Origin of the sequence: Prevotella sp. AM23-5 (assembly GCF_003473645.1) — a bacterium.
Lineage (GTDB): Bacteria > Bacteroidota > Bacteroidia > Bacteroidales > Bacteroidaceae > Prevotella > Prevotella copri_A.
This window is the reverse complement of the sequence record NZ_QUCG01000009.1, coordinates 62,582-76,446: the sequence shown is the minus strand read 5'-3', so window position 1 is coordinate 76,446 and position 13,865 is coordinate 62,582. Positions and strand designations below refer to the sequence as shown.

Genomic DNA, 13,865 nt, shown 5'->3' with positions numbered 1-13,865 from the left:
AAGTGACAACCTTTTTCAGGGAAGTACATGGTGACAGCGTTGTAAGACGGTTGTCAGCAGACCTGAAAGAACGTTATCCAAAGATGGGTGTTTCACCACGAAATCTGTGGGATATGAAGAAATTCTACGAACGCTTTTGTCACTCAGATATAAAAGTGCGACAAGCTGTCGCACTTTTGCCTTGGGGACATATATTGCGTCTTCTTCAGAAAGTTGGCAATGACGATGCAGCAATGCTTTTCTATGCACAAGAGACACGTTCCAAAGGTTGGAATCGCGATTTGTTGCTCAATGCCATCAAACTCAATATGTATGAGACACAAGCATTGGCACGAGTAGACAACAATTTCGACCGTACTCTTCCTGCCGAACAAGCGCAGTATGCCAACGAAGTGTTTAACAGCAGCTATAATCTTGGTTTCTTGGGAGTAACAAGTCCTATTTTGGAGCTTGAACTTGAAGACCGCCTTGTAAAAGCTATCACCCGTTTCCTTATGGAACTTGGTAATGGCTTCACTTTCATTGGCAACCAGCATGTATTGGAATACAATGGTAAAGAAAGTAAGGTAGATATGTTGTTTTTCCATCGTGGACTGCGCTGCCTTGTTGCTGTTGACCTAAAGATAGGTCCTTTCAAACCAGAGTATGCAGGTAAGATGAACTATTATCTGTCTCTGCTTGACCGCCTTGAACGTGGTGCAGACGAGAACCGTTCTATAGGAATCATACTTTGTGCGGAGAAAGACCGTGTAGAGGTGGAACTCGCCCTTGAAGATATGGGAAAACCTATCGGAGTGGCAGACTATCAGCTGATAGTACCGAAAGAAAAATTACAGAAAGTCCTTACTGATGAGATAAAGGCATTTAGTGAGGAAAAAGAAAAAAAGATTAATTGAGCAAGCAAATGTCAAAAGCAAATAACAGAGCGGCAGCCGATACATTTTTGGCTGTCACTCTTGGCGTTTTAAGAAAAAGTTATTACCTTTGCCAACAGGAAGAAACAACGCAAGAGTAACTAATGAATTCCTCACTTTTCGTTCTTCACTCTTCACTTACGAACATGACAGAGAAACAACAGAAAAATGCTGCCGCTGCCTTCGCCAAGCGATGGGAAGGCAGGGGATATGAGAAGGGTTAATACAGAAGACTATGTGGTGTCAAATTGCTCCATGACCCGAAAATTTTCCTCCAAAAAGAGTGAGTTTCTCAGATTTAATTTGTAACTTTGCCATATCATATCAGAGTTTTGCTTGTTTTCTTATCGCAACACTAAGATAAGTGAGAATTCTGACATAGCAAAGCCCCGGACAACTTTTTGTTGATCAGGCTCTTAAAAGGTTTAATTTACAATAGTGTTGCGGAATTAAGGATTATGAAAATATATCGTGTATTAGGTGTTATCTTAGTTGCGTTATGCTTCTTTGCATGTAATAGCAATAAAGAAAATGAGTATGAGTATCAGCCTCTGACTATAGATAATTACGCAGAGGTATCCTTGGGTGATACGACAAATCTCATAATAAATGGCGGAAGTGGAAACATTGTTGTTGAAGGAAACGACAAGGTGGACATTTCTACAGATCAGAATGACAAACAGAAAATCACTCTTATCGGCAAGGAAATAGGCACTACTAACATCTTCGTACGAGATAAAATCACGAACGAGTCATGTAGCATTGAGGTAAATGTGATTTTCCCATTTCTTACGTTGAACTTTGAAGAAGAGGGAGGAAACCACCTCAATATAATTCCATATAGCTTATTCGCTTTGGTTGCAAGTGAAGATAGCATATGTTACGTTTTTAGCTATAATAACATGCAGTTTAAGTACAATGACATACCAATGATGAAAGGAACATACCATATATCTCAAAATGGGACCATGTTGTCTTTCGACTTAAAAGGAGAAAATAGTACCTTCGAACATACCTTTAAGGTAAAAAACGATAATGTTGCATACCTTCTGTCAAACATGTCAAGCATAAGCACGCTACCAAAAACCTATTTAACGGCAAGTTTTACTGACGTAGAAACGGGCACTGACTTTCCGCATGTATTCATAGGAAATAAGTTCCTCAAGAATTTACCCAAACGAGAGTAGAAGCTCGTATAACAGTATTGAATTAAACGCAAACGTGTTTCTTCCAAAAGACGAAAATATGTACCAATGGGATTCATAAAGGCAGGGACAATCGTTACAGACCGCGTACAAATAATTCCAGCAGCTAGCCTTTATCACTTTGGCATATTGGAAAGTAATGTACACATGGCTTGGATGCGCACAACATGTATGAGACTAAAAAGCGACACCCGATGCTCATGCCGAAGGAGTTTTTGCAAGCTCATCGACAGAACGACCGAGCCGTGATGGTAGCCTATGGTTTCTCCACCAAGATGACGGAGAGTGAATGCGTAGCGGAGCTGTTCAAGAGGTATGCGAAAATAGTGGAATAAAGAATTTGCAATATAAGCCAACAAGGGCATTTGCCGACAATATCAGCAAATGCCCTTGTTGCTATTAAGGCTCCAAGACTATCTTTCCTTTCGATGGATAACGATAAGCTTATAACCTTAACTTATATCAAACTTTTACCGCATTGACAGTCACAACCCTTGCCACATAGCCATTAGGCAAAGATGGCATATCAACTACCTCATTTACAGGATGCTCCTTAAGAAACTCCTCCCAGGTAGTATGAACTACTTTTAATTTATTGTTCTCTTTCATATCTTAAATATAAAAACATTAACTTTAAACGACTTTCACGCTGCAAATATACACCTTTTATTTTTTATCTCCAAACATTCCTGCCTAAAAGTGCAAACCTACCTCAAAAAAATAATCTTAAATGGCTCTACTTTCGAATAAAAGTAACAAAAGATATTTATAGTCGATTCAACTCTGCATTACCGGCACCAGTTCCCTTATACTTGCTACGTGTGGTATTGAACTTATAGCGAAGGGTGAGTTGCAGGTCTCTCGTACCTCGCTTAGACACTTGCAAGAGTTCCATCTTCTGGTTATAGAGCAAGTCGGCATCCCAACATTTATAAAGCAGGTCGTTGCCTTTTATCTCCAAGGTAAGGGCATCCTTTAGGAATGACTTGCTGATGCTGACATCTAGTACATGCTGCTCTTTGGCAAGATATACATTCATCGTGTTACCCTTGCTCTGATAGCGATAATCCACGTTAAGGGTGATGCCGCATGGCAAGGAGAAGGCATTGTTGAAGTTGCCCATGAAGATAGGACGATTCAAGCGATAAGATGCCACATCAGTATGGAGGGTGAACCAGGGTTTCTGCATACCCAAGTTGATTTGCGGTGCCCAAATGCCTATCTTTGGAGCGGCACTGATGTAGGCGGTCATGCTCTTGAGACTCTTCACATTCTTACGACTTATCATGGTAATAGCTTCGTTCCCAGGTATTTGCTCCGCCCAATAGATGATGGCATTGCGAGAGTCCTTGTAGTTGACCATAAACTGTATGAACTTCCATACACCCGATAATTCCACTCTATGATTGGTTTCGTTGTCGAGATAAGGATTACCTGTTTGGCGAGTAAATCGATTCATATAAGATACATTGTTGCTCAGTTGACTATATGAAGGACGAGAGGTCTTTACCGAATAGCTCAACTGTGCCATTACCTTACCTATCTTCGCACCATAGCTGATGGTAGGAAAGAGGTTGCGGAAGGAGCGACTCTGCTCGGGCTGATAGATGCCTGCATCATAATACTTGAATCTTACATACTCGTATCGCAACCCTGCCGTGATGTTTCCTATCGGGGTGAGGCGCGCATATTGGATGAATGGACTTGCCGTCTGCTCCTCCAACTTGCTATAAGAGTTGGCGAGGAGGTCGGTGCGATTCACTTCGTAGTCATCGTTACGATGAGTATTGATATACTCAGCTCCATAGGAGAGATTACCGCCTAAGAGAGGAGAGGTAATTACGAGTTTGGTAGCTACCATCTTATTGCTCACACGATTCTTGGAGTTGATGTTACGAGAATCGTGCTCCTGGCTCTGTTCATCGCTATAGGCATAAGCCCTGTTTGTACTGAAATAGAGGTCGGTATTCAGATCAATAGTGGTCTTGCCCCAAATGCCGTTGTAGTAGGCATTCAATTGATGGCTAGGGTTGTTCTTGTCGACCGTCAGACCATCGGTTTTGATATAGTCGTAAAACTTACCGTCGGCAGTCACCTGACTATCGAAAAAATCTTTTGAGCGAGAATAGCCTGGCGAGGTCAAGGTGTATCTCGCACCAATGGAATGATTGGCATTGAAATCATAGCTAAAACCACTGATAAGGCGGTGCGATTCTATGCGACCTGTTACTTCGTTGTTGTTATGCTGTTGCCAAAGCGTATCGACATGTACAGTCTGTTCGTAGGTGGCCTTTTGCATCCATGTTGCATCAGAGAACTTATAAGTGGCAAAGAGATTCAGTCCGTTATGGCGATAGTTCATGTTAATCTGTTGGATGGTATTGTCGTGCTTATTGTACCAATACACAGAGCGAGTATCAAAGCCGAAACCTTCGCCTTTCTTCTTGATGGTCTTGATTTTGATTACCGCATTTACCGAAGCATCGTAGGTGGCTCCTGGATTCTGGATGACTTCCACACTCTTGATGTCGGAAGATTTGATGTTATCCAACTCACTGATATCTTGCATCTTCCTGCCGTTGATATATATAATAGGTGTACCCTTGCCGACAACCTCATATCCATCTTTCTTCTTCACGATACTCGGCACATGCTTCAATACATCGTCTGCCGTACCCATCTTGCTAAGCACGGTTCCTGCCACGTTGGTCAGCAGTCCTTCGTGGGTCTTCTTATATTGAGGAAGATGAGCTTTCACCACCACTTCGCCAAGTTCTTTGGAGAACTTATCAAATAGGGTCGTGTCGGAAATCTGTTCACCATTGATGCTCTGTGCCATCATCTGTGTTATGGTAATGCCACAGAAGGATGCTACTAACGCAAGTCTTTTCATTGTCTTATTATTCTTTATGTTGTTACTATTCTTATTTATTGCAAAATAGCAAGGCAACGACTATGCCAAAAACATAAATAACTGATTATCAAAACATATAGAAAGAATGTCCATAAAACGACCTGTCTAAATACTTGACACTGCTGTCTAGTTATTAGACAGAAAAGCCATCTAAAAGGTTACGATGCGACACCATCTCCTTAATATATTCATGGTATTATTATTGTATTCTTGCCGCAAAAGACTGAAAAACAATAAAATAGCAAAATCTATCGCATTTTTATGAGGGACTTTTCGAGCTATCCATACACTTTTATGAGGGACTTTCTGCATTTTGTTCATCAAACCAAGGCAATATCAGCGTTTATAAATAACTTTACAGATTAAAACATAGTGAGAATATCTCTTAAGAGAAGAATTTATTTCCCTTAAGGAAAAAAATATTTTCCCTTAAGGAAAAATACAAATATCCTTAAGGGAAAATTTTCAATCCCTTCTTTCCCCATTTTATGGGTGATTCTTCTTGTTTTACTCTTTCTTGAATATTATTTACATAGATAGGAGAATAAAAAGGGGATAGGATAAAAATGAAATAATAATTGTAACTACTCTTGCTCATAGGGGTACTGAGTTGTTACCAGCATTCTCCACAAAACGAATCCACAGGTTCACAAAAAACACGATACATCCAGCCATACTTTTGAAATATTATGCTTATCTTTGCACCAAACTTATCAGTATGGAAGAATATCTCATCATATCAAATGCCAACTTCTTGCTCAGAGTGGCTTCCGAACAGATAGCATACGTCTGTTCGGAAGGAAGCTATTGCAATCTCCGACTCACCAACGGCGATGAATACACCTTCTCGTTCAACCTTGTGGTCTTTGAGAAGAAAATCGTAGAGCAACTTGCCCAAACGGCACACTTCTTCGCTCGTGTTGGCAGAAACTACATTATTAATAGTCAGCACATTTTCAGCATCAACCTCAACACTTCTGAACTAGTGTTGTACAACGAGCGGTTTTGCGAGAAATTCACCCTGCACGTCAGTAAGGAACCACTCAAACAATTAAAAGCACTTTTAGACAACTCCATAAAATCGTAAAAGGTATGAAAGAAAAAAACTATCAGGAAGAAACTTATTTCTTGGGCAAAGTACAGGAAACAAGATACACAAAATCTCATATATATAAAAAGGTATTTGGGATAGCCGCTTGCGTGATAGCAATAATAGGTATAACCATCGTCCTTATGTTCAAACCGCAAAGCGTATCACAACCTCATGTGTTAAAGACGATAGCTGTTTTACCGGAAGGTGGTCAGATGCCAATCTTCAACGGCAATGGCGACATCAACGATTTTCTAAGATGGGTGATGACAAACATCCAATATCCTAAAGGATTGGAAGACAAGCCTGCGCGAGTCGTCATCAACTTCACCGTTCAAAAGGATGGAACATTGGGATTGTTTAAAGTTCTCGAAGCTCCAAAAGAAAAAGCCTATGAGCAGACTGTGATTGAACTTCTCAAGAGAAGTCCCCATTGGAAGCCTGCCAGGCTCTCCGATGGCGAGGAAGTAAACATGGAGTTTACCTTGCCTGTCGTTTTCACTCCCGAAGTAAGAAAGAAATAATCAGCCAAAACGATGAAACAGTTTAGATTGATCCTTATATTATGGCTATGTATGGCAATGAATGCCAAGGCCAACGAGACCACAGCTAATTTACTTCAACAAGGAGATAGCTGTTTGAGTAGATATGATGTATTTCATGCAACCCAATACTACCAAAAGTATTTGGAAGCAAATCCATCTCACCTGGGAGCACGCAGGAAACTGGCTTCCTGCTATCGGAAAGTAGGCAACTACACCGCCTGCATTTCTTGCCTAGACAAGATTCCATCAGATAGCATCAACCACGAAGACATGCGAATGTTCTATTATGCATATCTCAATCAGAACAACAATGACAAGGTTTCTCTCTGGGGTGAACGCATCGCATTCTTATTCCCATACGACAGTGAAATTATCACTTCGCTTGCAGTGCATTACAATGGAGTGAACAAACCAGACAGAGCTGAAAAAGTGACAAAGAATTACATTTCCCAATGTGATTCCACGAACTTATATGTCAACAAGGAATATGCCTATTCCCTATTCATGCAATTCAAATACGATGAGGCTATACCCTTGTATGAGAAACTGATAGCGCAAGGATTTGATAATTTCGAATCCAATTTCATCCTTGGTCTCTGTTATGAGGACCTGCCGGACAATGAAAAGGCGCTGAAACATTACCAGAAAGCAGTTCAGTTCAAAAACGACAATGCCACTTGCCTTTTCCACTTGGCTTTGATAGAGAAATCCTTCTGCATGGATTCATTGTCTATGGCTCATTTCAACCAGTCGTTAGAGGTTTCCTTGCCAAAAGACAGAGCATTGCGAACCTATAAATGGCTAGCCGACTTACATTTTCAACACAGCCGATATGCAGACGCTGCCCGTGACTTTGAGTTATGCACCTTATACGATGAGGAAGATAATCCTCTCAACCATTACAATGCCGCCCAAATGTTCATCGCTTCCAAAAACAAGCTGAAAGCGAAACTGCATCTCCAGATGTTCTTAGCAAATGCAAACAGACTGGAAGATAAAAAAGAGGCAACGCAACTCATATCCAAAGCCAAAGAGCAACTCAAGCAATAACCATCAAACAAACATAAACACATGAAAATAAATTTTATCTTAGGTTCAGCATTATTGCTGAGCCAGCCCCTTTGCGCTCAAAACGAAGAGGCAAAAGACACGCTTACCACCCAGATGATGATGCAAAACCTGCCAGAGGTTTTCGTCAAGGCGACACGTCCTATCGTCAAGGCAGAAAGAGGACAGTTGGTTTACAACATGCCACTACTCATAGAGAAAATGCCGGCAGACAACGCTTATGATGCCCTTACCCGAATACCAGGAGTAAACGAACTAAACGGCAACATCAATTATGCTGGAAAGGAACTGACTCTCATCATCAACGGCAAACCAACCACGCTCAATTATGCACAATTGGCAGAGCGATTAAAAGCCATGCCCGCATCACAATTAGTCAAAGCCGAAGTGATGCTGGCAGCGCCAGCACGCTTACATGTTCGTGGAATGGTCATCAACCTGATTACCAAAGACTATGTAGGAAAGAACCTGCTTTCAGGACAAATACAAAGCATCTGGAGCCAAAGCAAATACGGAGAAGGTGAAAGCAAAGGCAACCTGCTGTTCCAAAAAGGAAAATTCGGTCTGGATGCCATGTATTCATTTACAGATGGAACATCATACGGTGAGACTACTACCAATGCCAATCATCCGCTTCAAGGAAAGCGAGTAGCGTATCATGACAAGACCTCACAGAAAACCCCTGGATTGACTCACAACTATCGTATGGGACTGAGTTATGCCATTACTGATAACCACCAGCTATCCCTGGCATATACAGGAAAATGGGACAGCAGTCATCCTCATCATGAAACGATGGGAACAGGCACATCCCAGCAACAGGGCAATGAACATACCTACCTGCACAATGTAGATGCCAACTACAACCTGCCCTTTGGACTACAAATAGGCATATCCTATCTCAACTACCAAAATCCCAGCCAGCAATATCTGGAAGGAACAATACTTGACGAAGAACGTATTCTATACACAAACAGCAAGCAGGTAATAGACAAATGGCTTTTCACCGCCGATCAATCCCACTCATTGAAGAAGGGTTGGGAGCTGTCGTATGGTATGAAATTCCAAAACAGCAACAACAGAAGCTACCAAGCCACGACCAACAAGGATGGAGCAGACATTCCAGATGCAACCAGCCAGGTGAATATCGAAGAAAGAATCTTGAGTTTCTATGGTGGCATAAGCAAACAAATAAACGAGCAAATCAGCTTGGAAGCCTCTGTCGAAGCAGAGCAATACCATTCTCCACAATGGAACAAATGGCATATTTATCCCACTCTTAATGCATCGTGGAAAGCCAATCCTGGCAACATACTCAACTTATCCTTCAGTTCCAGCTCACAGTTTCCTAGCTATTGGTCAACTATGAGCAGCATTTACTATGCCTCTACCTATATGGAGATATGGGGAAATCCTCATCTCAAGCCTTACTCTACATACGAGACCAACTTGATGTGGACAATCAAAAGTCGCCATACATTGATGGCATTTGCAGAGTTCCAACCCAACTATTCTGTGCAGTTGCCTTATCAGACTACCGACCACCTGGCAGTCATTATGAAGGAGACCAATTTCGACTATAATCATACTATAGGCATTAGAGCATCGACGACTTTCGGTATAGGCAATTGGATGAACGGAAGTGTTTCGGCAACAGGAATCTACAGAAATGACAAGAGTAACGATTTCTTTGACTTGCCCTTCAATCGCAAACATATTTCTGCCATTCTTGCCGGAAATCTATCCGCCCAGCTTAGCCGAAGCCATCACATCCATTTCATACTTAACCCATTCTATCAGTCGAAAGCCATTCAAGGACTCTATGACATCAAATCAGTCTTTCTCTTGATTACTATGTTGAGGTGGGCTTCCGATAATGATAAATGGAGCATTGTGATTAAAGGCAGCAATATCTTCAACGAGGGATTCTCTACAAAATCAGTACAAGGCAATCAAGACTACCACATGAACATCAAGCAAGATTGGGCATCAGCCTCCATCTCCATCATCTATAAGATAGGCAAGTACAAGGAAAAGAGGACCAAGGACGTAGATACTTCCAGAATGGGAGCAAACTAGCAAAATTCTTAAAATATCGTCAGCAAACAAGCGTACTTCCTTAAAAAATCGTCTATAAACACGCTATTTTCAGATAAAAGTAGTATCTTTGCACCGTAATTGCATTTTAACTATAAGACGACAATGAAAATAACAATTATCGGAGCAGGTGCTATGGGCGGTGCTATGGCAGAAGGACTCTTGCAGAGCGAGAAGTTCACTCCATCAGATATTACGGTATCAGACCATAACCAACCAGTTTTGGATCACTTCACAAGCGAAGGAGCCAGCGTAACCCTCGACAACCAGTTGGCTTGCCACGGCGCAGACATCGTATGCGTGGTAGTAAAACCATGGTGCGTAGAAAAGACATTGAAGGGAATCAAGGATGCACTCAACTACAAGAGCCAGAAACTCGTGGTCGTTGCAGCCGGTGTGCCTTCAGCCAACATCAAGGAGTGGCTGGACAAGGATGGCATCACCCCAACCTTCTTCCTTGTGATGCCAAACATCGCCATCGCCTACAAGCAGTCGATGACCTTCATCACTCCTGTGGATGCATCTGCCACAGAAATCCAGCAGATTACAGAAATTTTCGATGAATTGGGCGAGAGCCTCATCATGGAAGAGCGTCTTTTCCCTGCAGCCACAGCTATGTCATGCGCTATTGCTTATGCGATGCGCTATGTAAGAGCCAATGTGGAAGGCGGCGTAGAGATGGGCTTCAAGGCAAAGGATGCCCAGAAGATTGTCTTGCAGACCGTGAAGGGTGCCGTGGAGTTGCTCCAGGCAACAGGCGAACACCCAGAGGCTGCCATTGATAAGGTTACTACTCCTGGCGGCTGCACCATCAAGGGCCTCAACACCATGGAACAGGGCGGCTTTACTAGCGCAGTGATCAATGGTTTGCTGGCAGGTAAAAGATAAAACAACCAATAAAATATTCGATTATGGACGAAGCAATTAAGCAAATCGGTGAAAGACTGAAAGGTCTCCGCGAGGTTCTCAACATTCCTGCAGAGGAGGTGGCTGAACTTTGCGAAATCAGTCTTGACCACTATCTCAAGATTGAGTCGGGAGAAGCCGACCCTTCTGTGTATCGACTTTCAAAAATTTCCAAGCGATACGGCATCGACCTCGACGTATTGCTCTTCGGCGAGGAACCTCGCATGAAGGGATACTACGTTACCCGCAAGGGACAGGGACCGGAGATAGACCGCAACAACCAGTATAAATACCAGAGCCTTGCCGTAGGATTCAAGGATAGAAAGGTGAATCCGTTCATGGTACAGGTGGATCCGTTGCCAGGCGACAAGAAGCCAAACAAGAACGGACACGACGGACAGGAATATGATTATGTGATTGAGGGACAGCTGGAAGTTACCATCGAAGAGAAGGTGATGGTACTGAACCCGGGCGACAGCATCTACTTCGACAGCAAGAAGTCACACTGCTTCCGCTCACTCAACAATGAGCCTGCCAAGTTCCTTTGTATAATTATCTAGGAGAGTTATTATGATCGAGAGATTTCTTAAACAGACAAAATTCACTTCAGAGCAAGACTTCAAGGAGCATCTGGAGTTTATCATACCAGAAGATTTCAACTTTGCCTACGACGTGATGGACGAATGGGCAAAGATCAAACCTGATCACGTGGCGCTACTTTGGGCAAGCGAACGAGGTGAGGAAATCCGTTTCACATACAAGGACCTGAAGGAGCAGAGCGACAAGGCTGCCGCTTACTTCCAGAGTCTCGGTATCGGTCACGATGATAAGGTGATGCTGATTCTGAAGCGTCACTATCAGTGGTGGCTTGCCATGCTCGGTCTCCACAAGTTGGGCGCCGTAGCCATCCCTGCTACCCACATGCTTACCAAGCACGACATCGTTTACCGCAACAATGCAGCAAGCGTGAAGGCTATCATCTGCTGCGGCGATGATTACGTGGTAGAGCAGGTTAATCAGGCTATGCCAGAAAGTCCTACTGTCAAGACTTTGATCAGTATCGGTCCGGATATCCCTGAAGGTTTCCACGACTGGATGAAGGAATGGAACGAATGCGCTCCTTTCGTTCGCCCGGAACATGTAAACTCTAACGAGGATACCCTGCTGATGTACTTCACATCGGGAACCACTGGCGAGCCAAAGATGGTGGCACACGATCACCTCTATGCCCTCGGTCACCTGACCACGGGTGTATATTGGCATAATCTCCACGAGAATTCCATCCACCTTACCGTAGCCGATACCGGTTGGGGCAAGGCAGTATGGGGCAAGCTCTACGGACAATGGTTTGCCGGAGCCACCGTCTTCGTCTTCGACCACGAGAAGTTTACGGCAGATAAGATTATGCGCCAGATTGAGAAGTATCACATCACCTCTTTCTGTGCCCCTCCTACTATCTACCGCTTCATGATTCAGGAAGATTTCTCTAAGTATGACCTCAGCAGTCTTGAATACTGCACCACAGCGGGTGAGGCAATGAACCCATCCGTGGCAGAAACCTTCCAGAAGCTGACGGGTGTTCAGATTTACGAGGGCTTCGGACAGACCGAGACCACCATGACCTTGGGAACCTTCCCTTGGATCAAGCCAAAGCCAGGAAGCATGGGCAAGCCTAACCCACAATATGATGTTCACATCCTTCGCCCAGACATGACGGAATGCGAGGATGGTGAAAAGGGCGAAATTTGCATCCGCATCGGCGACAACAAGCCTATCGGTCTCTTCAAATATTACTATCGTGATGAAAAGCAGACCAAATCGGTTTGGCACGATGGTTACTATCACACAGGCGATATGGCTTGGCGTGATGAGGAAGGCTACTTCTGGTTTGAGGGAAGAATCGATGACGTGATCAAGAGTTCTGGCTACCGCATCGGTCCTTTCGAGGTAGAGAATGCCCTGATGACTCACCCTGCCGTAGTAGAGTGCGCCATCACCGGTGTGCCAGACCCAATCCGCGGCATGGTTGTCAAGGCAACCGTCGTATTGAAGGATGAATACAAGAGTATGGCAGGTCCAGACCTCATCAAGAAGCTGCAGGATCATGTGAAGCACGAGACTGCTCCTTATAAATATCCTCGCATCATCGAATTCGTAGATGAACTGCCAAAGACCATCTCCGGCAAGATTCGAAGAGTAGAGATTCGAGAAAAAGACACTAAAAAGAAATAATGATTGTTGGAGCAAAGGATTTGAATTTTCAAATCCTTTGCTCCAACTAAATATCAGCATAAAATGGGAAAAAGAATCGTAGTAAAAGTGGGCAGCAACGTGCTGACACGAGAAGACGGAAAACTGGATGTAACGAGAATGTCGGCGATTGTTGATCAGATTGTCTGGCTCAGAAAGCATGACTATGAGGTGATTCTGGTATCTTCTGGTGCCGTGGCTGCCGGAAGAGCCGAACTGCACGTTGACCACCATCTGGACAGCGTGGAGCAACGCCAGCTGTTCTCTGCCATCGGACAGGTGAAACTCGTAGGTCTCTATTACAACCTTTTCCGCGAATACAAGATCAAGATAGGTCAGGTATTGACCATGAAGGAGAATTTCGGTGCCGAGGAGCAGTATAAGAACCAGGAAGCCTGCATGCAGGTGATGCTGGAAAACAACGTGCTCCCTATCGTCAACGAGAACGATACCGTATGCATCACCGAGCTGATGTTTACCGATAACGATGAGTTGTCAGGCTTGATTGCCAAGATGATGAATGCCGACACCTTGATCCTATTAAGTAATGTGGATGGCATCTACAATGGCGACCCAAGCGAGCCAACCACCCGCATCATCCCATCGGTTTATTACGACCGCGACATCAGCGAGTATATCCTTGCCAGCAAGAGCAGCCACGGCAGAGGCGGTATGACATCAAAGGTAAAGACCGCCCACGACGTAGCCAATGCCGGCATCAAGGTAATCATCGCCAACGGCAATACGCCAAACATTCTCATCAATCTGAAGGAACATCCGATGGAGACCCTTCATACTGAGTTTGTGGCAAGACCGCTAAACAAGTAAAATCATTAGGGATAAGAAATACAGAAACCTAAAAAAGCAGCAAGCCTA

The 13,865-nt window shown here is 43.6% G+C and carries 12 protein-coding genes and 2 pseudogenes; 12 read left to right on the top strand and 2 right to left on the bottom strand.

What is annotated here, in order from left to right; translation table 11 throughout:
• The 4 genes and pseudogenes from DW657_RS03870 to DW657_RS03860 all read left to right on the top strand — a co-directional run.
• Positions 1–896 (top strand): YhcG family protein (locus tag DW657_RS03870; protein WP_118311473.1); only part of this gene is annotated, 896 nt, incomplete at its 5' end.
• Between the two features lie 476 nt (positions 897–1,372).
• Positions 1,373–2,101 carry a hypothetical protein gene (locus tag DW657_RS03865; RefSeq protein ID WP_147381877.1) on the top strand — a complete coding sequence of 243 codons (729 nt, stop codon included), beginning with the start codon at positions 1,373–1,375 and terminating at the stop codon, positions 2,099–2,101.
• A 66-nt stretch (positions 2,102–2,167) separates the two neighbouring features.
• Positions 2,168–2,260: pseudogene (locus DW657_RS18660) on the top strand (hypothetical protein); the annotation flags it as partial.
• 26 nt (positions 2,261–2,286) lie between these two features.
• Positions 2,287–2,454: a type IIL restriction-modification enzyme MmeI gene (locus tag DW657_RS03860; protein WP_233546601.1), complete on the top strand. Its 168-nt coding sequence runs from the start codon at positions 2,287–2,289 to the stop codon at positions 2,452–2,454.
• A 127-nt stretch (positions 2,455–2,581) separates the two neighbouring features.
• Here the strand turns inward: DW657_RS03860 and DW657_RS17650 are convergent, their stop codons facing one another.
• Together DW657_RS17650 and DW657_RS03855 are read right to left on the bottom strand one after the other, a co-directional pair.
• Positions 2,582–2,728, bottom strand: coding sequence for a hypothetical protein (locus DW657_RS17650; protein WP_158556307.1), 147 nt, complete (start codon positions 2,726–2,728; stop codon positions 2,582–2,584).
• 157 nt (positions 2,729–2,885) lie between these two features.
• Complete coding sequence (locus DW657_RS03855) at positions 2,886–5,012, bottom strand: outer membrane beta-barrel family protein (RefSeq protein WP_118311471.1); 2,127 nt, start codon at positions 5,010–5,012, stop codon at positions 2,886–2,888.
• A 739-nt stretch (positions 5,013–5,751) separates the two neighbouring features.
• On the opposite strand from DW657_RS03855, the gene DW657_RS03850 reads away from it, so the two are divergent.
• The 8 genes and pseudogenes from DW657_RS03850 to proB form a co-directional block, all read left to right on the top strand.
• Positions 5,752–6,120: a LytTR family DNA-binding domain-containing protein gene (locus DW657_RS03850; protein WP_089544447.1), complete on the top strand. Its 369-nt coding sequence runs from the start codon at positions 5,752–5,754 to the stop codon at positions 6,118–6,120.
• Positions 6,121–6,125: 5 nt separating this feature from the next.
• Positions 6,126–6,647 (top strand): energy transducer TonB, encoded by a 522-nt coding sequence (locus DW657_RS03845; protein WP_118311470.1) that lies wholly within the window; start codon positions 6,126–6,128, stop codon positions 6,645–6,647.
• Positions 6,648–6,659: 12 nt separating this feature from the next.
• Complete coding sequence (locus DW657_RS03840) at positions 6,660–7,718, top strand: tetratricopeptide repeat protein (protein ID WP_118311469.1); 1,059 nt, start codon at positions 6,660–6,662, stop codon at positions 7,716–7,718.
• A gap of 21 nt (positions 7,719–7,739) precedes the next feature.
• On the top strand, positions 7,740–9,815 hold the full coding sequence (locus DW657_RS03835) for an outer membrane beta-barrel protein (RefSeq protein ID WP_118311468.1): 2,076 nt from the start codon (positions 7,740–7,742) through the stop codon (positions 9,813–9,815).
• A 123-nt stretch (positions 9,816–9,938) separates the two neighbouring features.
• Complete coding sequence (locus DW657_RS03830) at positions 9,939–10,721, top strand: pyrroline-5-carboxylate reductase (RefSeq protein WP_118311467.1); 783 nt, start codon at positions 9,939–9,941, stop codon at positions 10,719–10,721.
• Between the two features lie 23 nt (positions 10,722–10,744).
• The gene (locus DW657_RS03825) at positions 10,745–11,299 is read left to right on the top strand and encodes a helix-turn-helix domain-containing protein (protein ID WP_117662198.1); all 555 of its coding nucleotides are present in this window, start codon (positions 10,745–10,747) and stop codon (positions 11,297–11,299) included.
• Between the two features lie 10 nt (positions 11,300–11,309).
• Positions 11,310–12,971: an AMP-binding protein gene (locus DW657_RS03820; RefSeq protein WP_118311466.1), complete on the top strand. Its 1,662-nt coding sequence runs from the start codon at positions 11,310–11,312 to the stop codon at positions 12,969–12,971.
• A 63-nt stretch (positions 12,972–13,034) separates the two neighbouring features.
• A pseudogene (proB, locus tag DW657_RS03815) lies at positions 13,035–13,805 on the top strand (glutamate 5-kinase); the annotation flags it as partial.
• Positions 13,806–13,865: the final 60 nt, after the last annotated feature.

Bases quoted from the DNA above. Each gene is read 5' to 3' on its own strand.
- DW657_RS03865 (WP_147381877.1), top strand. From the start codon at position 1,373: ATGAAAATATATCGTGTATTAGGTGTTATCTTAGTTGCGTTATGCTTC.
- DW657_RS03860 (WP_233546601.1), top strand. From the start codon at position 2,287: ATGTATGAGACTAAAAAGCGACACCCGATGCTCATGCCGAAGGAGTTT.
- DW657_RS17650 (WP_158556307.1), bottom strand. From the start codon at position 2,728: ATGAAAGAGAACAATAAATTAAAAGTAGTTCATACTACCTGGGAGGAG.
- DW657_RS03855 (WP_118311471.1), bottom strand. From the start codon at position 5,012: ATGAAAAGACTTGCGTTAGTAGCATCCTTCTGTGGCATTACCATAACA.
- DW657_RS03850 (WP_089544447.1), top strand. From the start codon at position 5,752: ATGGAAGAATATCTCATCATATCAAATGCCAACTTCTTGCTCAGAGTG.
- DW657_RS03845 (WP_118311470.1), top strand. From the start codon at position 6,126: ATGAAAGAAAAAAACTATCAGGAAGAAACTTATTTCTTGGGCAAAGTA.
- DW657_RS03840 (WP_118311469.1), top strand. From the start codon at position 6,660: ATGAAACAGTTTAGATTGATCCTTATATTATGGCTATGTATGGCAATG.
- DW657_RS03835 (WP_118311468.1), top strand. From the start codon at position 7,740: ATGAAAATAAATTTTATCTTAGGTTCAGCATTATTGCTGAGCCAGCCC.
- DW657_RS03830 (WP_118311467.1), top strand. From the start codon at position 9,939: ATGAAAATAACAATTATCGGAGCAGGTGCTATGGGCGGTGCTATGGCA.
- DW657_RS03825 (WP_117662198.1), top strand. From the start codon at position 10,745: ATGGACGAAGCAATTAAGCAAATCGGTGAAAGACTGAAAGGTCTCCGC.
- DW657_RS03820 (WP_118311466.1), top strand. From the start codon at position 11,310: ATGATCGAGAGATTTCTTAAACAGACAAAATTCACTTCAGAGCAAGAC.